General features: G+C 38.9%; 8 protein-coding genes. 5 read left to right on the forward strand and 3 right to left on the reverse strand.

Translation table 11 applies throughout. The features are described 5' to 3' along the window. The first annotated feature begins 64 nt into the window (after positions 1 to 64). Positions 65 to 1669 (forward strand): methyl coenzyme M reductase system, component A2, encoded by a 1605-nt coding sequence (gene atwA / locus F3G70_RS02350; RefSeq protein ID WP_149731119.1) that lies wholly within the window; start codon positions 65 to 67, stop codon positions 1667 to 1669. Positions 1670 to 1676: 7 nt separating this feature from the next. Here the strand turns inward: atwA and F3G70_RS02355 are convergent, their stop codons facing one another. The 3 genes from F3G70_RS02355 to F3G70_RS02365 form a co-directional block, all read right to left on the reverse strand. Next, the gene (locus F3G70_RS02355) at positions 1677 to 2342 is read right to left on the reverse strand and encodes a M48 family metallopeptidase (protein ID WP_149731120.1); all 666 of its coding nucleotides are present in this window, start codon (positions 2340 to 2342) and stop codon (positions 1677 to 1679) included. Between the two features lie 41 nt (positions 2343 to 2383). Beyond that, positions 2384 to 2581 (reverse strand): hypothetical protein, encoded by a 198-nt coding sequence (locus F3G70_RS02360; protein WP_149731121.1) that lies wholly within the window; start codon positions 2579 to 2581, stop codon positions 2384 to 2386. A gap of 80 nt (positions 2582 to 2661) precedes the next feature. Further along, the gene (locus F3G70_RS02365) at positions 2662 to 3513 is read right to left on the reverse strand and encodes a hypothetical protein (RefSeq protein ID WP_149731122.1); all 852 of its coding nucleotides are present in this window, start codon (positions 3511 to 3513) and stop codon (positions 2662 to 2664) included. 325 nt (positions 3514 to 3838) lie between these two features. On the opposite strand from F3G70_RS02365, the gene F3G70_RS02370 reads away from it, so the two are divergent. From F3G70_RS02370 to F3G70_RS02385, 4 genes are all read left to right on the forward strand, one after another. Further along, positions 3839 to 9508 (forward strand): right-handed parallel beta-helix repeat-containing protein, encoded by a 5670-nt coding sequence (locus tag F3G70_RS02370; RefSeq protein ID WP_149731123.1) that lies wholly within the window; start codon positions 3839 to 3841, stop codon positions 9506 to 9508. Between the two features lie 57 nt (positions 9509 to 9565). Then, positions 9566 to 16507: an Ig-like domain-containing protein gene (locus F3G70_RS02375; protein WP_149731124.1), complete on the forward strand. Its 6942-nt coding sequence runs from the start codon at positions 9566 to 9568 to the stop codon at positions 16505 to 16507. Between the two features lie 158 nt (positions 16508 to 16665). Then, positions 16666 to 24849, forward strand: coding sequence for a beta strand repeat-containing protein (locus F3G70_RS02380; RefSeq protein WP_149731125.1), 8184 nt, complete (start codon positions 16666 to 16668; stop codon positions 24847 to 24849). Between the two features lie 193 nt (positions 24850 to 25042). After that, positions 25043 to 25525, forward strand: coding sequence for a methanogenesis marker 9 domain-containing protein (locus F3G70_RS02385; RefSeq protein ID WP_149731126.1), 483 nt, complete (start codon positions 25043 to 25045; stop codon positions 25523 to 25525).

The raw sequence follows: 25525 nt of genomic DNA on the forward strand, positions 1-25525 counted from the left end.
TAATACAAACTTATATTAACATTCAAGATTAAACTTATAAATAATTATATTAATGGGTGATTTCATGAATTTTATAACTCTTAAAAACATTTCAAAATCCTTCAATGGAGTTGATGTTTTAAAGGATATTAACTTGGAGATAGGCGAAGGGGAAACATTAGGTATTTTGGGACGCAGTGGAAGCGGAAAATCAGTTTTAATCAACATGCTTAGAGGAACGCTTGACTACAAGCCGGATTCAGGAAGCATATTGCTTAACATTGCCGTATGTCCTGACTGTCTCACCGTTGAGCCTCCATCATTTGAAGGCAAAAAATGCGCTTGCGGCCATGAACTGCAGGTTCAGGAAGTTGATTTCTTTAACTGCGACAGAAAGTTATTCGCAGCTATTAAAAGAAGAATTTCAATTATGCTCCAGCGTAACTTCGCATTATACGACGAAGAAACCGTAATCGAAAACGTAATGAGAGCAATCGGGGACAGACTTCCATATGAAGAAGGACTTTACAGGTCTCTCGAATTGCTGGAAATGGTTCAGATGAACCACCGTATCACTCACATTGCACGTGACTTGAGTGGGGGAGAAAAGCAGAGGGTAGTTCTTGCAAGACAGCTTGCTAAGGGGCCAATGACATTTTTAGCAGACGAACCGACTGGTACTCTTGACCCTCAGACCGCCGTAAAGCTTCACAATACCTTGAAAGAAGGTGTTAAGGACGAAGGAATCACCATGTTAATCACTTCCCACTGGCCTGAAGTAATGACAGAATTGGCAGATAAGGTAATCTGGCTTGAAGACGGCCAAATCAAAGAGGAAGGCGAACCTCAAACCGTAGTTGACAATTTCATGGCTACCGTACCTGTTCCTAAAAAGCCGGAAATCCCTGAATTCGGTGAACCTGAAATTGTTCTCGAAGACGTTAAAAAGCACTATTATTCAATCGAAAGGGGAGTCATCAAGGCCGTTGACGGTGTTACATTAACTATTAATAATGAAGAAATCTTCGGTATTGTCGGTTTAAGCGGATCCGGTAAAACCACAACTTCAAGAATGATTTTCGGTCTCACCGAGCCAAGCAGCGGTAAAATCGAAATAAGGCTTGGTGAAGATGAATGGATTGACATGACCAAGGTCGGTCCTCTTAATCGTGGTCGTATCATGCCGTATTTAGGCTTGCTGCACCAGGAATATTCACTTTATCCTCACAGAACCATTTTAGGTAACCTGACCGATGCAATCAGTCTGGACTTGCCTGCAGAATTCGGTAAAATCAAGGCAATTCACGCACTGACCACTGTAGGATTCAGTGAGGAACTTGCAGCATCAATTCTTGAAAAACATCCTGACGAACTGAGTGTAGGTGAAAAGCATAGGGTTGCACTTGCGCAGGTATTAATCAAGGAACCTAAAATTATTCTTTTAGACGAGCCAACGGGAACTATGGATCCTATTACCCGTGTAGTCGTAACCGATTCAATCCTTAAGGCACGTGCCGAACTGGAACAGACTTTCATTATCATTTCACACGATATGGACTTCGTACTGGACGTTTGTGACAGGGCAGCATTAATGAGAGGAGGAAAACTGCTGGATATCGGTACTCCTGAAGATATCGTTAATCAGCTGACTCCGGACGAAAAAGAAGACATGCTTAAAAGGGATGAATAATTCTCTTTTAACCATTTAATATTTTTTTTATTTCCGCCCAGTTAGGGCAATTCTTATCCATTAATTTTTTAAAGTTTTTAGAGTGATTGAACTCGATTAAATGGCACAGTTCATGAATGAATACGTATTCCAGACATATTTTTGGCTTTTTGGCTAAATTCAGGTTAAGGGTAATCACCCCGTTTTTCCTGCAGTTGCCCCAGTTTTTCATCTTTCTTATTTTCACTTCGTTTGGCGATTTTCCCACTTTTTTTATGCATTTATTGTAGATTTGTGGAATCTCTTTTTTAAGTTCATTTCGGTAAAAGTCTTCCAAGGTTTTTTGGCGGCTTTTGATTTTGCTTCTTTTTGAAACCGGCAGATAAATGGTTTTGTCTTTAGCGAAGGCATTTTTAACATTGTTTTCAATCAGCTGCAGGGTGTACTCTTCGCCCCAGAGATAATGCTTTTCGCCGTTGACGTACTTTAACTTGGGGACATAATCAGTATTGGCTATTTCTTCACGCTTTTTTAATATCCAGTCCATTTTAGATTCGATGAAATTAATGATTTCCTCATCGCTTACATATTCTGGAGCGGAAACCTTAACCTCACCGTCTGGAGCGGTGACTCTGAGATAAAGGTTTTTGATGTTTTTTCTTTTTACATTGATTTCAATGCCGTTAACTATCATTAATCATGCCTCTTATTCATGACAAATTATAATAAATGAAATTAATCATTTATAGAGTTTCTATAATCTTTTGCAACATCTTCGGGAGCATATTTGAGCAGAATTTCATTTACTTGGCGCATATGATCCAATTCTTCTTTCAGATTGGCTATTTTTTCATCTTTGCTTTTGATGATTTTTCTATATCTTTCTTGCTCTATATATTCCCACATTTCTTTAAAGCCGATTTTTCCGGTCATTTCTAATCTTTCCTAAATTTCATTAATTTTTCACATTATTTAATGAATATTCGAAAATAGGAAAAACTAAATGAAGATAATCATTTAGAGTTCCTATAATCTTTTTTAACATCATCTGGAGCATATTGAAGCAAGTCTTCAATAATTTGACTCATTTCAGATATTTCTTCATCTTTGCTTTTGATGATTTTTCTAAATCTTTCTTGCTCTATATATTCCCACATTTCTTTAAAACCAACTTTTCCCATCATTTTTAATTCCCTCACAATTTCATTAATTTTTTCACCATCATCTAATAAATATGTTGTCCAGACAGCTACGCAAGTCGTTAAAATATTTAATAATGATGGTTTTGTTTTGCATTTTCGAGTAATGTCTAAAATAATGTCTACTACTTCTTCATTGCTTTTCCCGTGATTTATCACTGGAAATGAACAGACATCTAAAACATCATACGCATTTAAATGAGTATTATTTCCTATTTTGAAGTAAATATTATTTAATATTTTTGTTGATTCGATTCTTCTTGATTGAATTATATGGGTTTTCACGAAGATATCCTGATTTGAGTAGTATCCTGTAATATCGTTCTTTCCTGTGTATACTACCCATTGTTCAACGTTATAACCTTTTTCAATTAATTCAAGAAGGTATCGGGTATTTCTCAGTATTTTGAAATTGTTGTATTGTGATTGATGTTCCAGATTAATCATAATTCCATTTTCTCTGGAGTATAGTGAATCCAGTTCTGACCTTTTCAACAAATCATCAATTAAATCATTCGGTTCTCTTTTTCCAATATCATCGTAACCGGTTATATATCTTGGAAACTCTTCAACGTTATTGGAAAGAAAATGGAATACCCAATCTTGAGTGTTTCGTCTATCGTAGACATTTATTGCTTCGTCACTATTAGTATTATTGTTTTTCATAGTAATCACTCAAAAAATTCCTGTATTTTACTATTATTTTAATCATATTTAAATATTTTTAAAAATAAAGTACTATATAAGCTTTATTGTAAAAAATACATTCATTCTGAAATATTCTAATGAAAAGGTAAAATTATAATCACTTATAAGAATTATAATCACTTGTAAGAATTCTAATCAGAAATACATGATATTTAAACTTTCCCAAATTAATTCAATTTGTAAATTTATAAATATCACTTTATATCATATATATTACATTAACATCTAATGATTGTGAAGGGGTGAAAGGATTAAAAAAAGATATCTGCTCGTTGCACTGCTTATGGTTTACCTGTCATTAAGCGCGGTTTCAGCCGTTGATGATACTGATGTTTCAGTTTTGGCAAATCCGATAATTGATGATTCGGGAATAGTTTTCGATGATTCCTTAAGCATCAGAGATTCCAGAACCATTGAAATCACTCAGGACAACTATAATGACTATTTCAACCAGTATACTGGGGAAATCAAAGCCGGTGCAGACATAAAAAGCGGAGACACGCTGAAGATAGGTAACGTTTCCAATCATGCCTTTGTCATTGACCGCCAGCTTACGATAATGCCGATATCTCCAAATGATGAGATATCAAATGGTGTCATTCATTTGGCTAAAGGCAGTGACTATTCTACAGTGGCTAATCTCACAATCAACAACACCAAAGGAATCCTAAGCATTAATTCTCAGGAAGTCGCATTATTGCACGGTATCTGGCTATCTGATACGAATTACAATAACATTACAGGAAACATTATAAGAATAGCCAACAGCGGAGGCGTTTACGCAATGCCGATGCACAACTCCAATTATAACAATATCATCGCAAATGACATGAAAACGTGGGTTACCTGCGATATCATCATGGCAGACTCCAATTACAATCTTATTTCTAAAAATACAATTGAAGTCTTGAGCTATTCCGATATGTCGGTTACAAATTTGATTTATTTTTCACCATTCGCCTTTGCAGGCCGTCTGGGCTCCTCATTGTGTCTTGGAAACACGATTACCTACAACAATTTAATAGGCTTTTCAACGCTGCCGATGTCAATTGTCATACAGGCAATCTATGAAAACAACGTAAATACGACCATTGCGCATAATAGGATTTACAAGGGTTCATACGGCATTAACCTGTATGCGGATAACGCCTTTGTATATAACAATACCGTAAATAACAGCGCCGTTGGAATAATGACTCGAGGCTCAAACATTTCAGTCATTAACAACAGCGTATCAGGACTGAGACAAAAAACGGGAATAATGATTTTCGGCGAAAAGGGTTCAAATGACGTGGCCTATGGTAACAACATAACATTTAAAGACGTTTCACAGGCATTGGTTGTCGGGGATTATGCCGAAGCCCATGACAACATAATTAACGTGGCGGATTACGGTGTGGGAATCAGCGTCACGGGAGATGAACCTTATGTTCATGACAACAAGGTTAAAGTCTCATATGACGATGCGATTCAGTTCCTGTCAAATAATGCCGTTATTGCAGATAATATATTGATAACCAATGCCCGAGGAATCTCAATTACGACAGCAAATCTCGACAGGTATTACAACAACACCATTTCCGGAAATAAGATTACAAGCGACAGCTACGGAATCTATCTTAAAGGTCTGGTGTATAACACGACCATTTCAGCCAATGTTATCGAAACGAACGCCACTGAAGGAATATACAAGGACATTACCGATGAGCTGTCAGATTCAAACTACGACAACATGATTAATGGAGTCATATACGACGCTACTGCATTAATTATTGACGACAGCAATTTCTATGAGTATTTCGATGAAAACGGCTATCTAAACTACACTTTCGCTAAGGGCAGATCCAATTCAATCATATTGACTTTCCTTTCAAACAAAAACATTTTCATCGACAGAAAAATCAACGTAATAAGCAACAAAATGGATAATCTTTTATTCAACGTCTCAGTAACGTTTTTAAGTGATTCAAGCGGATCATTAATAAGGGATTTGAACTTCATGAATTACAATAAAAATGCTGTAATTTTAAATGATGCGGATAACGTTAATGTAATGTCCAATAACATCACATTAATGCTTTCTAAAGGCTCCAAGGACAGTGCTGCCATTTTTATCATTGGCGTTGGCGACAATAACATCATTTCAGGAAATAACATCTACGTTAACTCAAAAATCGATTATGCTTATGCAATAAGCGCTTCAGCATTCAATCCATACACATTAACCTATAACAGGGAGTTTTCAAAGGGCTTTAAGATTTCAAACAACAATATCATAATGATTTCAAAGGGGATGGCCGAAGCGATATTTTCAGACGCAATCGTTGAAGCTGAGATTACCGGAAACAATATAAATATAATAGCTGATGAAAACGGCTACGGAATAGCGGGCGTCAACATTATAGGAAGGCTTCATGACTGGAACGTTTCAGGAAACGAAATAATAATTCACTCAAAGAAAATGGCATACCTCATTGAAGTTCACATGTTTGACAACATGACAATTGAAGATAATTACCTCTACAGCCAAAGCAGCGGCGCTTACGCAGTCGCCACATACATGTCAGACATGATAAACGTTACAAAAAACGAAATCATAATTAATGCGGGGGATTTATCCAACATAAAAGATAACATGGACGTTATTCAGCCGGGAAACGCTGCAGTTTACATTTGCGGATTAAACAATAACGTAAGCGTAACTGCTAACGTCATCGATACCAACGCTTCAAATCCTATAATCGTCGATGATATTGACTCAACCGTTGAAATAACAGATAACGGCCATGTATTAAGCGACTATAACTATGACGTTTACTTTGATGAAAATCATGTCATTAATGATGTCATTTATGAAGGAAACGCATTATTATTGGGCAATCTGACCAATCATCAGACATTAATCATTAACAAGACGATTTCAATATTGCCTTTCAGGAACTTCATCCCTTCCGTTAATTTAATCATTAATGCTGCTTTAAGCGTTGCAAACATGTCCTTTTACAATTCAACGATTTATTTAAATAATGTCTCAGAGGTTAACGTTATCAATAACACCTTCAACGATTCAATAATATTTATAAATGGAGGATTTGACAATCACATAGTTAACAACAGCTTCATTAATGCCTCCGCAATTAACTTAAGCAATACTTATGGGGATGTCATTAATTCAAATGATTTCTCCTTTAACGGCTCTCAAATGATTTCTATTTTAGATTCTGGCGAAATTCAAATATTAAACAATGCAGTCAATGCCAAAGGCGATGATTTAAGGGTAATATCCCTTTACAACTCAAACGATAACATTATTGAGTCAAACAGTATCAGTGCGGAATTTTTAAGAGGCGCTGGTATTTATTTAGTTAATTCAGACTATAATGCCCTCAAATCAAATGACATTCTCATTAATGGAAAATCAGATATCACCAACCAGACGGGAATTCTGCTTAAGGACTCTTCAAACAACGTGATTTTAACCAATTTCATAATCTCCACATCAGTTAACGGCGGGGATTATGCCATAATGCTTATTGAAGATAAGGATCTCTCAAATACTGTTAATTTAAATTACTTAATCAGTGACAACGGCAACAGGCGTGCAAACGAGGCTGTCTACAGCATTTATGAAGTCATTGAAGGAAACACTCCTTATCTGATTTATGTAAGCGATGAGGGAAGCGACATTGCAGGTGACGGAAGCGAATCCAATCCGTACTCCACGATAACTTTCGCATTAAGCAAATCATTCAATCACGCAGTCATTAACGTGATTAAGGGAACGTTCATTGAATCCAATTTAATCATTGACAAAAACATCACGATTTCAGCCGTCAATCCGGGAAACGTCGTAATTAACGCCAATAACAAGCAGCTATTTACGATAGCTTCAAACGGAACTCTCACAGTTAACGGAATTACTTTCAAAAACGGCTTTGACGTGGATGGCGGATCATTATTTAAAAACAACGGAAGCTTATTCATTAACAATTCTGTCATTTCAAACTCATCTTCATATTATGACAATTCAAATCCTGTATTTGACCATATCGTCGATGAAACATCATCAACAACAATCAACTGCACCAGAATGGGAATGGGAGGAGCCATCTTAAACTATGGTACTTTACTTATCAACGCTACGTTAATCAATAACAATTTCGCCCATATAGGAGGCGCAATAGCTGATTTCGGCAAAACCAGAATCAATTCATCAAGATTTATCTTCAACAAGGCGGTTCACGGCGGTGCCATCTATACGGATTCTCCGGATACCTTGGAAATTGACAATTCATTATTCGAGGATAATCAGGCAATAATCTCTTTGGATTATTGTATGATTCGCAAAGCCCAGTCATCATGGTCAATTGATACGGGATACGGTTATACTTACTCTTCACTGTGCGATAATCCGCTGGCCTCAGGAGGCGCAATATTTACCCGCACAACCGATTTGGATATTTCAAATACTGAATTCAGTAAAAACAACGCATGGAAAGGAGGAGCAATTGCCACCAATTTCGTTTCATCAAGCTCCAAAACCAAACTGCCGGTATCAATAACGTTAAACGACTGTTTATTCGAAGACAACAGGGCAACCAACGCCGTGCACGTCAATGAAAATCTTGCAGGCAATTATCCATACAACAGCGATTATAACGGCGGTGCAATTTACGGAGCGTTCGAAAGCTTCCACGCATACGGCACCGACTTTTTGTCAAATCAGGCAGGCATTGATGACGGTTTCAGCGGTGACGGCGGTGCATTAAAGGTTCAGTCACGTGATGGAGTCATTGACCTGTGCAAATTCATTAATAACAGGGCAGGACTGACCGGCGGAGCCCTGGACCTCTCAAACAACTTCATTATCACAAGAACGATCATTTCCAACAATTCCGCAATGTACGGCGGTGCCATCAATTATCAGTCCTACTCATATTACGGACACGTTCAGGACAATTTGAACATTTATAATTCCACAATAACCAATAACATGGCCTTGAACTCAGGAGGAGCCTTCAGGGTAGGCCAGTCCAACGTAACGGTTCATTACTCAAACATTTATGACAATTTCGCTCCTGAGGGAACTACCATGTCCGCTTCATATATCGGAGCGGGTCCGGACAAGGTTTCAGCCGACATGAGGTACAATTATTGGGGAACTAACGAATTCGGCAAGGTAATGGCTGCAGACAACTCTGTATACAACTTCCCGAACGTTATCACCGGAAGAAAATCAAATACAATAATCAACTGGGTTGTAGTTGACGAAAAATCAGATGACGATAATCCTTCACCTCCAATCGATTCAGGTGATTCAGACGATAATCCTGGAAGAATTGTTGTAAATCCGGGCTCCACAAAGCCGGGTACGGGTACGAATACGGAAATAGGTAATAAAGGAAATGGAAACGGGGGAAGCGGAGATGTTTCATCCAAAGGAAACAGGCCAGGTTCCGGAAGCAATATGGGCAATGGCGACGGCGGAAAATGGGGTGACGGCGAATCACAGTCATCATCAAACAGGAACGGTTCAAATACAATATCAAACGTTGATTCATCAGACGTATTCTCCTCTTCCTCAAACAGGTCTACTTCAAGTTCCGAATCCAGTAAACAATCTTCTTCTGAACCAACAAGTGAATCAGGAGATTCCTCAATTCCGGATACATTCAAAGGAAATGACGAAATGGTTAACGTGAACAATACTGATATGGGTGAATCATCATCCTCAGCATCAAGCGACTCATCTCCTGCAGGAGAAACGTCAAGTTCTGGGGGAAGTTCAGCTTCACAGGCTTCTTCATCATCCAAATCATATGAACTCAATGAAAAGACCGTTAAGGAACTGGATAACAATGTGGACATATTTATTGTCTTTGGGGTTTTGATTCTGATTTTCATTTTATTCATTATCGGCTATAAACGAAAGGAAAACGATGAGGACTATTAACTGGGGGTTTTTAACATTAAAAGATTATCATTAATCATATTAATCATGCTGATATTCATGTCAATTTCGGCTGTAAGCGCTGAAGTTAATCTCACATCCGAAAACACAGACATTTACGTATCTAATAACGACAATCCTCTGCCGGATAACGCCACCATAGTCTTTTCAAGCATCAAAGATGCTGTTGAAAGCGCAAGCGACAATTCAACAATCATTATCTGTGACGGCACTTACGGGGGTGTTTACAACACCGGGCTGACGATTAACAAGAACCTGACAATCTGCTCATATTCAAACAATACGGTAATTGACGGCGAGGGCAAATACCAGTTTTTCAACGTCAAGTCATCCTCCTCATTGGTTTTAAAGGATTTGAAATTCATTAACGGTTTTTCCAATTTGAATTCAAATCAGGCAGGAATTCTTGAAAATTATGGTCATCTGACAATTGACAATGTTGATTTTTCTAAAATGAATGCATTTATGGGAGTCATTTTCAATAATGGAGAATTATATGTTTCAGACTCCAAATTTTCCTCATGCAAGGCATCAACCCTGGGTCAGGCAATTGTCAATATGGGAAAGTGTTCCATTTTTGATTCAATTATATCAAAGGAAGCTGACAGTAAAATAGATGTTTCCGTTTACAATGGTGGAATCCTTATAGTTAACTCTTCAAATATTAATTCAATCAATTCCAATTATGATTATGGTGACGATACATATACGTTGTCCGTTGAAATTTATGATTCTCGTATTCAAACTTGTGAATTTGAAAACACAACATCAGTTTTTGAAAACATTTATGTTTCAAGCAATTTCGTTTTAAAAAATTCTGTGGCTTACATTAACAATGTAACGACAGCGATTCCTCGATATTCATATACCTATTCATTTTCAGCTTTCAATTCAAACGTCACGGTAATATCTTCAGTTTTTACCAACGGCATTAATGCTCCAAATACTATTCTAAACATTACCTACTCAGTGATTCTTGGAGGAATCACCGGAACCGGAATGGGAAGCAAAATCTATGCTCCTTACAACTGGTGGGGAGACAACAGGGGACCGAACACTGAACATGTCAAGCCTGATGCTGAAAATTGGGTTGTAATGCTATTTGAAGCTTCCCAGGAACCGATTGAAGTCGCTACGAATGCAACATTCACGGTTTCAATGAATAAAATCTCTTCAAACGGGCGCATTTACGACCTGCCGAATTCGGAACTGCTTCCTAAAAGATACGTTCATATGGAATCGGAAAGTGGATACTTCTTCCCGAGTGAAGGCTACGTTGACGGTGAGTTCAGGACTAGATTAATTAACAACACCGAAGATTCGCTTGTTTATGCAAACGTCGATTCACAGAAATCCAGACTCATAATCGGAAACGGTTCAACAGATTACGCATTATACGTTTCAGATAGTCTTGGAAACAACGCCTATGGGGACGGAAGTTATGAAAACCCGTACAAGACTCTTGACTTTGCAATTTCAAAAGCGTTGAACGGCAATACGATATACCTTCTTGACGGCATCTACACATACGCTTACAACTCCGAACTGAGCATTACAAAGAATCTTACAATCATAGGCTTGGGTGATGTCGTTTTAAAAAGGGATGACAACAGAAACATCTTTTCCATTAGTAAAACCGGAAATCTCCTAATCAGAAACGTTAATTTCACAGTCTTATCAGATTCCTATGACAATTCACTATTCATAGTTAACGGAGGCAATTTAACTATTGAAAACTCCCGATTTTATGACATTGACTCAACGTCAGTCATTGACTGCGAATCCAATTCATTAATCAGAATCGACAACTCAAGCTTTAAAAATAGCAGGGGTTCAGTCTGCGACGGTTACGCATCAGTGTTAATTAACAATTCACTTTTCGAAAACATAATCGCTCATTACTGGAACTCCATTTATCACGATTACAATTATCTCTTTACCGCATCACGATATATTGAAGTGTACAACTCAGAATTTAGAAAAAACACCATGGGCATCATTAACATGCATCCGATTATCCAGTATTCATCAGGCCTTCTCCAGCTCAGCATGGAGGAGTATTCCTACAACAGCTATGCTCTGTTTAAAAATTCCACTTTTGAAGGCAACGAATTCAAGGATCTTGTTTACCCTTATGTCGCATTCAAGATGTATGAATCCTACGGAAGCTTTTCCGGATTCGTTGACAGCTGCACATTCATTAAAAACAAAGGCCTTAAAATGGATTTAAACGTTATCGACTCATCAGTATTCACGGACAATTCCCAGATGCTTATAAATGCCCTTACGGTTAACAGTTCAATTTTTGAAAGGAATTCCAATCTTGTCCAGTCAGGTTCCGCCTATTCGGGAAACGGAATTGTCAACGCTCCAACGGTCATTAATTCAACATTCGTTTCAAACAGCGCAGCCTACGGCGGTGCTTTGTACAATCCTAAAAGCGTTCATTACTCAGTATTCATTAACAACACGGCCAGATATGAGGGAAATGACATTTTCTCATATTCCGGTGACGTCGACTATTCCGGGAACTGGTGGGGCGACAACCAAAAGCCGGATTCATCCAAGGTCTATCTCTTTTTGGGAACTTTGAAAATGGACAGCTGGATAATAATGACTCTTGAAAGCACAAATAAAACGGTTAAAGCCAGCTTAAACACATTAACCGATGAAAGCGGCAAATTAACTCCTCTAAATTATATAATCAATCAGAGGATGGCATATTTCTCAACAGAGGAAGGCACAATCACTCCAAACTCAACAAGGCTTCACGATAACGAGGCAACGGCAGTTATGTCATATGATGGTCCGGGAAACTTTAAAATCTATGCAAAAATCGACAATCAGCTATTGGACATATTTGTAAAAAACAATTCCACAAGGATATTGATGGATGACGCCTCATTCTACGGCAAATACAACATGTACGATATCACTTTAGTCAACATTAATGGCCAGAAGATTTCAAACCAGACATTAACTGCTGAAATAATCGATGAAAACGGCAAAAAGGAAATCATTTCACTTTTAACTGATGAAAATGGTTTGGCCTACATTAATTTCCATTATCCGGTCGGAAACTATACCATTAACGCATTCTATGAAGGAAACGGATATTTTGAAAAGTCAAACGCCACCGCAAAAGTCAGTGTATTAATGGCCGATACCATATTGACATCATATAATCACACTTATTACGGCAAAAACAACGTATTCTATGCATTCTTAACCGACGGAAATAAAAAAGCCCTTGAAAACAGGACAATTTCATTTAAAATCATCAATTCAAAAGGCCAGTCAAAAGTCTTCAACTCCACAACCGACGGTTACGGCCGTGCGGAAATCCACTTAACCCTGGATGAGGGAAGATACACCATCGAATCAAGCTTTGAATCCGACGGATGGTATTCCGGATCCAATTCAACAGCATATATTCATATATACTCTGTCAATTCAACGATTTACGTACCGAACGTCACATTATACGGTATCGGAAACCTCTACAACATCACTTTGAAAAACCAGTACGGCAGTTTAATAAGCGGTGAAAACGTCTATGTGGTAATATCACAGGGTGATTTATCCGATGAATTCGTACTGACCACTAACGAGAACGGAGTGGCCCAGCTGGCTATCAATTACCTTCCGGGAAGCTATAACGTCACTGCAGAATACAGGGGAGATTACATTTACGGCCCTTCAAGTGGCAGAGGCGTCATTAATGTCGAGAAGGTACTGACAAGAGTTTCAGGATTCTATCACGTTGAAATACCATTGAACGGAGTTTACGCAGTTGTATTAACCGATATGTATGGACGTTACCTTTCAAACGAAACGATAACCCTTAACATGTATAAGGGCTCATTAATCAGGACTTATGAGGCTAAAACGACCGGTACTGGTGAAGCCATATTCAGAATAGACCTTAATGAAGGCAAATACCTCGCCACTTTTGATTATGGCGGAAGCATCTGGTATGAAGCGTCAACAGGCGCCGCAACGATTATCGTAAACAATCAGACTGTTTTTCAGGACGTCGAATTAAACGCAAGCGACCTGATACAGTATTTCGGCGAGGACAAGTACTTCGTCATTTCATTCAAGGATCCGAACGCTTTCAGCCAATACGGAAAGACAATTGACGTCACGATATCTTCAGATACCATATCACAGTCATATAAGCTGCTGACGGATGCATTCGGCCAGGCAAGAATGCAAATCAGGCTGAATCCTGGAATATACAACATCAGCTATTCATATTCAAACAGCTATTACAACATCTACGGAGAGTCCTCCAATATGATTTATGTCTACAAGATGCCTTCAACAATCAGGGCTTCAGACGTTATCCTCAAGAAAGGCGAAGACAAGGCCTTGGAAATATCATTAAGGGATGTCAACAACAATCCTATCAGAAACATGCAGGTAAACGTTGAATTGGCAGGAAAGAAATACACTCTCACAACCAACGATGAGGGCATTGCGCGACTGTTAATCGATTTGGATTTGGGAGAATATGGTGCCGAATTCTCCTTTGCCAATGAAAACTATTTATCCTCATCCGGAAGCGCAAGGATACTCGTTACCGATTCCGATAAGACTTCAACCTATCTGAAAGGAAGCGACATTAATGCCAAAGAAAATGAGCCGCTAAACTATTCTCTCACTTTATCCGATGAGCTGGCAAACCCAATCAGCGGCTTTAATGTTAATTTAAACATTTTTGACACTGACGGCAATTTCATGGCCAATTATTCAAACGATACTGATTTTAACGGTATCGCCCAATTCAATTTTGCTTTGCCTTATGGAAATTACCTTTTATCCGCTGTTTTCTCAGGTTCAAGCAGATATCTTGAAAGCAGCACGCTCAATTATCTCAATGTATATGTGGGCGATAATCTGACTAAAACGATTCTTTCAGGTAAACTGGGCTATAAAAACTCATACAATATCATTCTAATCGATGAACATGCAGAAAAGCTTCAAAACCGTGAACTTAAAGTAAGCGTTAATAACAATACATTCTATTTATTGACCGATGACAACGGTGAAGCCTCCTTTGATTTGGGATTTGAAGCAGGACATTATGACATTTCCGTTAACTTTAATGGAGATGAAACCCATCTTAAATCATCTTTCAGCGACCATATAGTACTATCAGGCAATTCAAGCTATCTTTTTGCAGATGATTTAGTCAAGTATTACAGAAACGGAACCCAGTTCTACGTTCAGCTTCTGGATTCTGTTGGAATGGTGTTAATGGGAAAAGACATTCTCTTCAGCGTTAACGGAACTAATTTAACCAACATAACCGATGAAAACGGATGGGCTACGTTAGTCATCGATTATCTTCCAGGAGAATATGACGTTACCTGTTCATATGAAAACACCTCCGCAAAGGCTAAAATAACCGTATTGTCAACGATTATTGCAAGTGATTTGATTAAAGAGTTCAAAAACGCAACGGGTTTTGATGCAAGGGTCATTGACGGTAGCGGAGCTGCAATAGTAGATACCAACGTTACAATGCTTTTTGACGGAAAATTCTACGTTCGTTCAACTGACTCTGAAGGTTTTGTTCATCTGGATATTGATTCAAATCCGGGAAACTACACGATTACCGTTCAAAATCCTTACGATGGCCTTAAGAACGCCTATAATATTATCGTGCTTCCTTCAGCCAAATTAATAAGCACTGAGATAATCGGAAATCTTACATCTGAAGGCTATGTATTGATGTTAATTGATGCAAATAACAAGTCATTGGCCAATGCAAGGCTCTCAATTAAAATTAACAACAACGATTATTCAGTAATAACTGACAATCACGGCCAGATATTAATTGAAATCACAAAAAACGGAATCTATAACATCAAGGCCTATTTTGCCGGAGACGGATTATACGAAGCTTCCTCATTTGAATATGCATTAATCGTTTCAGCAAACAGGACGCAATTGATTGCATCTGACGTAATCAAGTACTATAAGAATGGAACCCAGTTCTACGCACAGCTATTGGACGAATCAGGTTCTCCAATGGCAAATGAAAATATTACCTTGGCCATTAACGGAATGAACTATACTCGCCAGACCAACGCTTCAGGATGGATCAGATTTAATATCAACCTGAATCCTGGTGTTTACGATTTATACTGCGCCTATTGGGGTTCAAATCCTGATGAGGACGCATTCGCTTTAGCAAATATTACAGTTTTATCAACGATAATGGCTGAAAACCTTGTCAAGTACTATAAGAACGCTTCACAGTTCTACGTTAAAGTCCTTGACGGTGAAGGTAATCCGTTAATTAACACAAACGTCACCATGAACATCAATGGCGTTTTCTACACGAGACTTACCAACGGTGAGGGCGTTGCAAGGTTAAACATAAATCTAAACCCTGGCGAATACATTCTATCCGTGACAAATCCCAACGACGGCTTGATGAGGTCATTTAATGTCACCGTTCTCTCAACAATAATCTCAGAGGATTTGGTAAAGTACTATAGGAACGCTTCACAGTTCTGCGTTAAAATCCTTGACTGTGAAGGAAATCCGTTAGTTAACTCAAATGTCACCATGAACATCAACGGCGTTTTCTACACAAGAACCACCGATGAATGGGGAATTGCACGCTTAAACATCAATTTAAATCCTGGTGAATACACGATAACGACAACGGACGAATCCGGCCTTTCGGTTTCAAACAAAATTACTGTCCTTTCAACCTTAATCGCAAAGGATCTTCACATGAAATACCTGGACGGCTCCAAATTCGAAGTCAATGTCCTCAACGGAAAGGGAAATCCATATCCTAACCAGGAAGTCACTTTCAACATCAACGGTGTATTCTACACCAGAACAAGTGATGAAAACGGCATCGCAAGGCTGAACATTAATCTGATGCCGGGCAAATACATAATATCCTCCACTTATGATACCTTGACAATCTCTAATTATGTTGTGGTCTATCAATGATTTTTGAATTTCTGTAATGTATTTCGGATAATTTTATATACTTTCACTATATAATATTATATTATGTCTATTAGATAGACATTACTTTTTATCAATTACAATTGATTTATTTTTTCTTCATGTTTTTGATAATTATATAAAATATTTTTGGTGAAAATTTGAAAATCAATAAAATACTAATGGTTAGCATAATACTGCTGGCCATATTATCAATAGGTGCTGTAAGTGCTGTGGATGACGAATCTTCAGTTCTTGCGGCAGATGACACTGCAGATGTTATTTCTGCAGATTCTTATGATAAAAGTATATATGTTGATACTGCTGGTAGCGATTCAAATACCGGTAGTTCATCAAGTCCCTTCGCCACATTAAATAAGGCCATATCAGAAGTCAACGCTTCTCAAAATACGGCAATTTATTTAAAGGCAGGCGAATATGCGGGCGAGAACAACACCAATTTAGTTATTAATTTAGCCCATTTAAACTATAACGGGACCTTAACCATAATTGGTGATGAAAATGGTGGAACTATTCTTGATGGGGGTGATGAAGCTTCCATTATTAACTCAATAAGTGCGGACTCTATTGTAACCCTTAAAAACATCGCTTTTATGAACGGTAAAAGGGATATGGGTTCTGCAATAAGATCTTCTGGTGACCTGACTATTGATTCATGTATTTTCGAATCAAACGAGGCAACAAACCTTGCAGCTGTCTATCAGGATAAGGCAAATAACTTAACCATTATTAATTCCAAGTTCTTAGACAACAAGGCAAGCCAGTACGCTGACTTGTACTTCTCCCAAAACGCTTTAATAACTCTTATTAATAATGTGTTTGACGGAGCTGTATCAACCAGTTCCTACGCCTACGCTCCTGGAGTTTCAATTCAAACAGGTAAATCCATAATCAAAGGAAATACCTTTAAGAACATGAAAAATTCATATTATGCGATTTTACACGTTACATATAACAATGGAGAAAACACTGCAAACATAACAGACAACGTATTCATGAACTGTACATACACAGGCTCAAACGGTGCATTATTATTTGCTCAAAACGCATATCTCAAAAACAACACTTTCATTAACTGCAGCTCAAGCACTGCAGCCGTATATGCAAACACTGACATTAATGCAAAAGTTGTATTTGATGACGTTAACGTAACCGGCACCAAGTTTGACTTAACCGCAACAGTCACTGACGTTGACGGAAACCTTGTTAAAAACGCAAATGTTATCTTTACTATTGACGGCAAACAGGTAGGTCAGGCCAAATCCGGAAATGATGGTGTTGCAAAATTGACCGTTAGCAAATTACTTGAAAACGGCAAATACACCATTTCAGGTACTCAGTCCTATTCCACAAGCTCTACAAATCCTTTTGAAGTAAGTGTTACGGACGCTACTGCTACTGTCAATTTCGACCATTCCCCAGTTGAATACTGGGTATCCACAACCGGTAACGACACTTCCGGTGACGGTAGCAAAAACAATCCTTTCTTAACTTTAAAACATGCTTTGGACGTTGGAACTGCAGCTACTGTTGATTTGACTGTTCATGTGATGGACGGCATATACAACGGTACAGGCAACTACGCTTTATCCTACTCAAACGTTGGTAAAATCACAATCGCCGGTGAATCATACGCAAATGTAATAATCGACGCTGAACATGCTAAATCAGGATGGAGCGGAGCTCAAATTTTCCAATTCGGACAATATATTGAAGCTAAATTCGTTAACTTGACATTCGTCAACTGTGACTCAAATTCAGTTAACGCATACACATATACCATGAAGGACTGTGTCGTTGTCAATTCATCCGGAATTCGTGCTCAAAGCGGAAATGACGGCGTAGTAATCGAAGGTTCAACTTTCTTCAACGTTAAAGGTCAAGTCAATTTATATAATGCTGAAATTTACAATTCCTATTTCATTAACTGTGATGCAGGTACAAGCACAGGCTTGTTATGGCTTGCTACAAACAATGATCACGTAATACGCTTGGAAAACAACACTTTCTTTAACAACACTGTCGCAGGTTTTTCCGGCGGTGCTGCTTACTATGTCCAGGGAAACCTTGTAAGTATCAACAATACATTCGATTCAAATACTGTAACCGGAACCAGTGCCAATTACATTGCTTATGCAAGTGCAAACAAGATTACCTCAATTGATGACAAGTTCGTTAACAACAACGTAACCAGTTATGTCATCCAATTCAGAAGTACTGGCGTTGATCCGGAAATTCTTGTAGATAACATTACTGTCGTAAACAACTATGCTTCCGGAAACGGTGCAGGCTTATCAACCACCGGAGCTAAAATCAAAAACGGCAGATTCATCAACAACACCGCTTCAGGAAACGGTGGTGCAATATATCTCTTGAACCATGGAAAGACTGCAGAAGTTTGCAACATGAGCATTGAAGATACTGTCTTTGAAGACAACACTGCTAAAATGGGTAATGACATATTCATCGCTCCAGGTGAAGGTAATAACGTATTTACAGAATTGGGCGATTTAACAATCACTGCAAACGACTTGAACGTAACTGAATTGTCAGGAACCTTAGTCGTAAGCGTAACCCATCCGTCCGGTGCTATCATCGGCGGAGGTCAGGTACAATTCTACCTTGACGGCAATCTTGTCGGAAAAGCAGACTTAATCAATCAGAACGCAACATTCGAATACATCGGATTTGAAAACAACACTGTCTACAATTTCACAGCAGTTTATGAATACGCATCCGAAAACGACACTTACGTAGCAGGTACCGTATCCACAAACATTTCAAGCGCACTGGACAGCGTTGAACTCTACGTATCAGACTTAAAAGGTGACGACAACAACAACGGTAGCAAGGACTCTCCATTCAAGACCATTTCCAAAGCATTAAGTGCAGGTTACAAGCTATCCACAAACGTAACCGTCCACGTACTTGAAGGAAACTACTCCGGAGAGCTCAACACCAAACTTAACGTCCCTACAACAATTTACTTAACCATTGTCGGTGAAGGAAGAGACAAGACTGTCATCACAGACAGTGAAGCAGATTACTTCCTGACCGTCCAGGCAGGTACCAAACTATTCACATTGGCTGACATGACCTTAAAGAGAGCAGCCCGTGACACCCAATCCGCAATTTACGTTGAAGAAGGCGCTAATGCTGAAATCAACAACGTTGCATTCCTTGAAGGACAGGGTAATTACGGTGGTGCAATCAACACAGCAGGTATTTTATTCATCGGCAATTCCTATTTCTTCGATAACGGATACTTTGACATTGCCAAAAGGGCTAACGCATACAGCGGCGGTGCAATTTACAACGACGGTGTTTTAACCATTGATAACACTACTTTCGAAGGAAACCACGCAGGAAGATTGTCAACCATATCAACTCAGGGCGAACTGTACATGTACAACTCACTTGTAATCGATAACATCAACGCTTATTCAATGAATATGGATTTAGTAGCTATCGGTGCATATGGGGGTCAAAAAGGTAACATGACTATCGAAAATACAATATTTAAAGTAACAAACAGAACCATTGATGAAATCAATGACGGTCACGTTTACGATAAGGCAAGATCATTAACCTGTTTGGCTATAGGTTCCTGTGAAAGCGTATACATTTACGATTCAACTTTCGTTAATGAAGGTGCAGTATTTGCTCCTTACGTATTCAGCGGAATCAACTCCTGGAACTTAGCCGGCGGAGGTTACACCTTAGTTACCGGTGACGTTCACGCATACAACACAACCTTCAGCAACGTTCAGGCCGTAAGCCTATTCTATTCAAGAATCGATGGTGCATCCTATCACTCATACAGGTTCTTTGAAGGATGTTTATTTGACAACGTCGAATATCTGATTGCAGCCATGAATAATGGTAACTTCTCAGTTTCCATAACCGATTCAGTTATTATCGGAGACAACCTTGCTAAAGTAGGTATTGCAAGCGGCAAAAACCTTGACATGTACATTTCAGACAACTGGTGGGGAACAAACAACGCAACATATGCAAACGTTACTGTCGGAACCACCAATTACATCAGTAATTCAGTCATGAAACTCAGAGAAATCAGTTCCGAAATTGTTGCTCCTGAAAGCTATCTGATTTTAACTTTAGACGCTACAAACAATACTGGTTTGATTCAGGATGTAACTTTAGCATTCAAATCATTCGACGGTGAAAACGCAACAGATTACGAAGGAACATTATATCCTAGCGAATTCACAATCTCAGCAACAAACGGTACTTTGGCTCAGGAAAATGGAACCATTGACTCAGCAGTCATCATTCCATTTGAAGGAACCGAAAACGAAGGATACTATGTTGAAGCTACCGTGGACAACCAGACCGTCAACTTAACTGTTGAAGACAAACTGTTCCTCGGAAACGCAACCATATTGGCTGAAGACGTTATTTTATACTTCAATGAAACCCAATTCAACGTAACCGTTTTAGACGGAGATAAAAAAGCAAACGTCGGAAAACTCACCTTAAGATTAGTCAACGGAATCTATGAAGCAGACATCATTGACGGTATCGCTACATTCAGCATTGATGCATTGGCTCAAGGAACCTATGATCTTGATTATTCAATCGGCGGAGACAAGATTTTCAACCCTGCAACCAACTCATCAACATTATATGTCGTTTACGTCGTAACCAATGAAACATTCTATGACTTCTTTACTGAAAACGGAACTTTAAAAGATGAAATTGCTGCTGAAGAATTAATATTTGCTGGTGAATTCTCTGATCTGGTTGATACAATAATCATTGAAAAAGCAATCTCATTAGTCGGTAATAATGCAACTTTAAATAACATTGCCATGGCTATTGCTGGTGATAACGTTACTGTTAACGGATTCAACTTTGTAAGTGATAATCTAACTAATGCACTCGCTATTATTGAATCAGATGATGTTGTAGTTTTAAACAGCAAGTTCAACATGTCTGGTGTGGAAAATGCTGATAATGCTGTTATAGCTGTTATCGGATCAAATGATGCATGCATCTTCAATAACGAAATCACTTTCGTCGCTTCAACAAACGGCACTTATGAAAACGCAGCTATCTCTGCTAGTGATGCTAACGGTTTAGTTGTTTCAAAGAATACTATAGATGCTACTATTCCTTCCCGTTCTATTGACTGGGGTACAGGAACAGTTTATTCCGAAGGTGTAGCTATAAGCGGTGACAATGCAGTATTCTCAGATAATACAGTCATTGTCAAATCAAACGATAAGATGAGTACTTACGACACCATTTATGCAGTTTCAATTACCGGTGCCAACGCATCAGTAATCGACAACGAAATTAGTGTTTCAGACGCTCCATATGGATACGCTCTTGTAGTTACCGGTCAAGACTTCGTTATCGATGGTAATACTCTCGAAGCGGGTGAAAATGAATCATACGCATGTGGTATTGACATTGAAAGTAACTCAAAAGGTACTATTGAAAACAATAATATTAATGTTAAAGGCGACTCCGTTTACGGTATTTACACCGCTAACTGGGCCGGTGACGTAAAAGCAAACATTACAAACAACACAATTGTAGCAAAAGGTATTACAGCATTCGCAATGTCTCTAAGCGGTAGCGAAGCAAACGTTGAAAATAACGGTATTTTGATGTACGGTAACTTCACAACAGGTATCGCTTCAAAATTCGACATGATTTTCATTACAAACAACAATATTGCGGCTTTAGGAACAAATGAAGGCACTCCTGCAGGTTACGACTCAATGGGTCCTGAAACAACTGGTGTACACATCGTAACTGGTGACGCACTGGTAAAAGATAACACCATTACATCCAACAGCAAATATGCAGTTGATATGGACTCAACAGGTGCCGTAACCGACAACGAACTGGTCACTCCATTATTGACCGGTGATTTTGCAGTCGATTACACTCAAGGCTCTGGAGTTCTTGTTGCAAACAACACTCCTGCAATGGAACTGAACAATACGTTAACTAACGATACATTCTACGTCTACTTCGATGAAGAAGGAAAAATCAGGGAACAAATCGATGCTGACAACTTAACGTTCATCGGCAACTTCTCCGATTTAGTAGGCTGCATTATCATTGACAGGCCAGTTGTTTTATTAAGCGATAACGCAACATTAAATGACATTGCAATGTTTATCGAAGCTGACAACGTAACTGTAGATGGATTCACATTCGAAGCAGAAAACCTGATTAATGTAATCGCAGTATGTGAAGCAGACAACGTTGCAATCGCAAACAGTGAATTCTACGTAACTGGTGTCGCTGATGTGGACAACATCGTAATCGGCATCGTAGATTCTGTAAACGCATCAGTTCTTAACAACGAAATCTATTTCGATGCAGATACCAACGGAACTCACTTGAATACAGTCATTCGTGCTGTTGATTCAGATGATGTAGCTATTTCATTCAACGAAATCTACGCTACCCTGCCTTCACGTTCCATTAACTGGACCAGCGGAGAAGTCTATTCAGTAGGTGTCGACGTTGATGGCTGTGACGACGCTGTTATTCAAAACAACATCATCGGCATCAAATCCAGTGACAAGATTGCCACTTACGATACTATCTATGCAGTATCCGTTAAAGGTGACAACGCTTCAGTTATCGACAACGAAATCGGTGTCTTTGAATCCCCATACGGATATGCTGTTGTTCTTTCAGGTGAAGAATTCGTCATCGACGGAAACGAACTCACTGTAGGCGAAAACGAAACCTATGCATGCGGCATTGAAGTTGACGGCAAATCTAACGGTTTAATTAACGACAATGAAATTAATGTTAAAGGCGAATCCGTTTACGGTATCTACACCGCTAACTGGGCCGGTGACGTAAAAGCAAACATTACAAACAACTACATTGAAACCGACGGTGTAACTTCATTCGGTATGTCATTAAGCGCAAGCGAAGCATTGGTTGAAAACAACACAATCTCTTCAAACGGTAACTTCACAACCGGAATCGCTTCAAAAGTTGCTAATATTACTATCAACAACAACACAATCACTGACAACGCATCAGATGAAGGAACTCCTGCAGGTTACGACTCAATGGGTATTGAAACTACCGGTATCCACATTGTAAGCGGAAACGCAACCGTAACCAACAACGACGTTAAAACCAACGGTGAATTTGCAGTTGACGCCAAAGGAACAGGCTCCGTTACCGATAATTCATTATTCTCAAAAGAATACACCGGTGACGCAGCTGTAGACTGCGATCCTGAAAACACAGTTGTTGCAAACAACACTCCTGAAATGACCAGAGTTGTCATTAACGCTGAAGACGTTGTAATGTATTACAAGAACGGTACCAGATACGTTATCATCTTATCCGACCAGTTCGGAAACCCAATAGCTAACAAGACAGTTACATTAACAATCAACGGCGCATCATACAACAGAACCACCGATGCAAACGGTACTGCTTCCTTAGCCATTAACTTAGGCAGCGGAAACTACACTGCATTCGCATTGTTCATTGGCGTTGACGGTTTATCCGATGCAAGAGTTGAAAACAACATAACTGTCCTGTCTACAGTTTACGGTGATGACATCGTTAAGGTATTCAAGAACGCAACTCAGTACTACGCCACATTCCTTGACGGTCAAGGAAACCCATTGGCAAACGGCACTGAAGTGACCTTCAACATCAACGGTGTAATGTACAAACGTTACGTTAACGGAACTGAAGGTAAAGCAAGACTCAACATCAACCTCCCACAAGGAGAATACGTCATTACTGCAATCAACCCTGAAAACGGTGAAATGCACGCAAATAACATTACTGTCTTGCCTTCAATCGTCAACAACAACGATCTTGTAAAATACTACAAAAACGATTCACAGTACTACGTAACCATTATCGGCGATGACGGAAACCCTGTCGGTGAAAACGTAACCGTTAAATTCAACATTAACGGTGTATTCTACGAAAGGAAAACCAACGCATCAGGCGTAGCAAGGTTAAACATTAACTTAGAACCTGGCAACTACATTATCACCGCCGAATACAACGACTGCAGAGTATCAAACAACATTACCGTATTGCCTGTGTTAAACGCAACTGATTTAACCAAGAAATACGGCACTCCAAATCCTTTCGTTGCAACATTGGTTGACGGTACCGGCGCTCCATACGCAGGTCAAAACGTAACCTTCAACATCAACGGTGTCTTCTATCAGAGAACCACTGATGCTTCAGGTAACGCCAAGTTAAACATTAACTTGATGGCCGGCGAATACATTATAACCTCAAGTTATAACGGAGCAAACATCGCAAACAAGGTTACCGTAACGGCTTAAAAAACAGATATTCAATAAATATGGTAATTATTAATTAATTATCATATTTTCTCTTATTTTTTTTAGTGTTTAAACGCTTCAATCATTTTTCACGCTCTTTTTTATAGATTCTTTTCTTGAGCCATGACATTTTACAAAAGTATTATATATTTTGTTTTAGAAAAATTAAAACATTATATTATGGTGAATTATTATGAGTTGGGAAGATGCACCATCCCATATATGTAGGGGTGGAGATGTAAGGGGCCTTGCTTTTTGTTGCCCTCCAATTAAACCATGTCCGGTTTTAAACGCTTTGGAGGAAGTTAATCTAACTCCTCAGGAGTATATTGAAATCAAAGTGCAGTTCGGCAGAGAAACAAGACTGGGAGAAGGAGCTGGTACATGTTTCGGTTCATTAATCTGGTGCTGCAAGCCGTCAAAGCCATGTCCGTTAAGGGACATGACCTTAAGGAATATGGGCATGAGCTATGAAGAGTATGAGGATTTAAAAAAGGAACTCTCAGAGAGATTGGTCGGCGTTCAAAAGCCTGCACCTGATGCAAAGGCAGAAGCGCTAGCCGAAACCTTCAACATTTCAAAGCTTGAAGCAATGAACGTTTTAACCGATTGCAACAACGACCTGAGAAAAGCCGTAAGCGTTTTAAAGGCAAGATCACTGGAAGATTCTGATTAA

This window comes from Methanobrevibacter millerae, from assembly GCF_900103415.1.
Taxonomy (GTDB): domain Archaea; phylum Methanobacteriota; class Methanobacteria; order Methanobacteriales; family Methanobacteriaceae; genus Methanocatella; species Methanocatella millerae.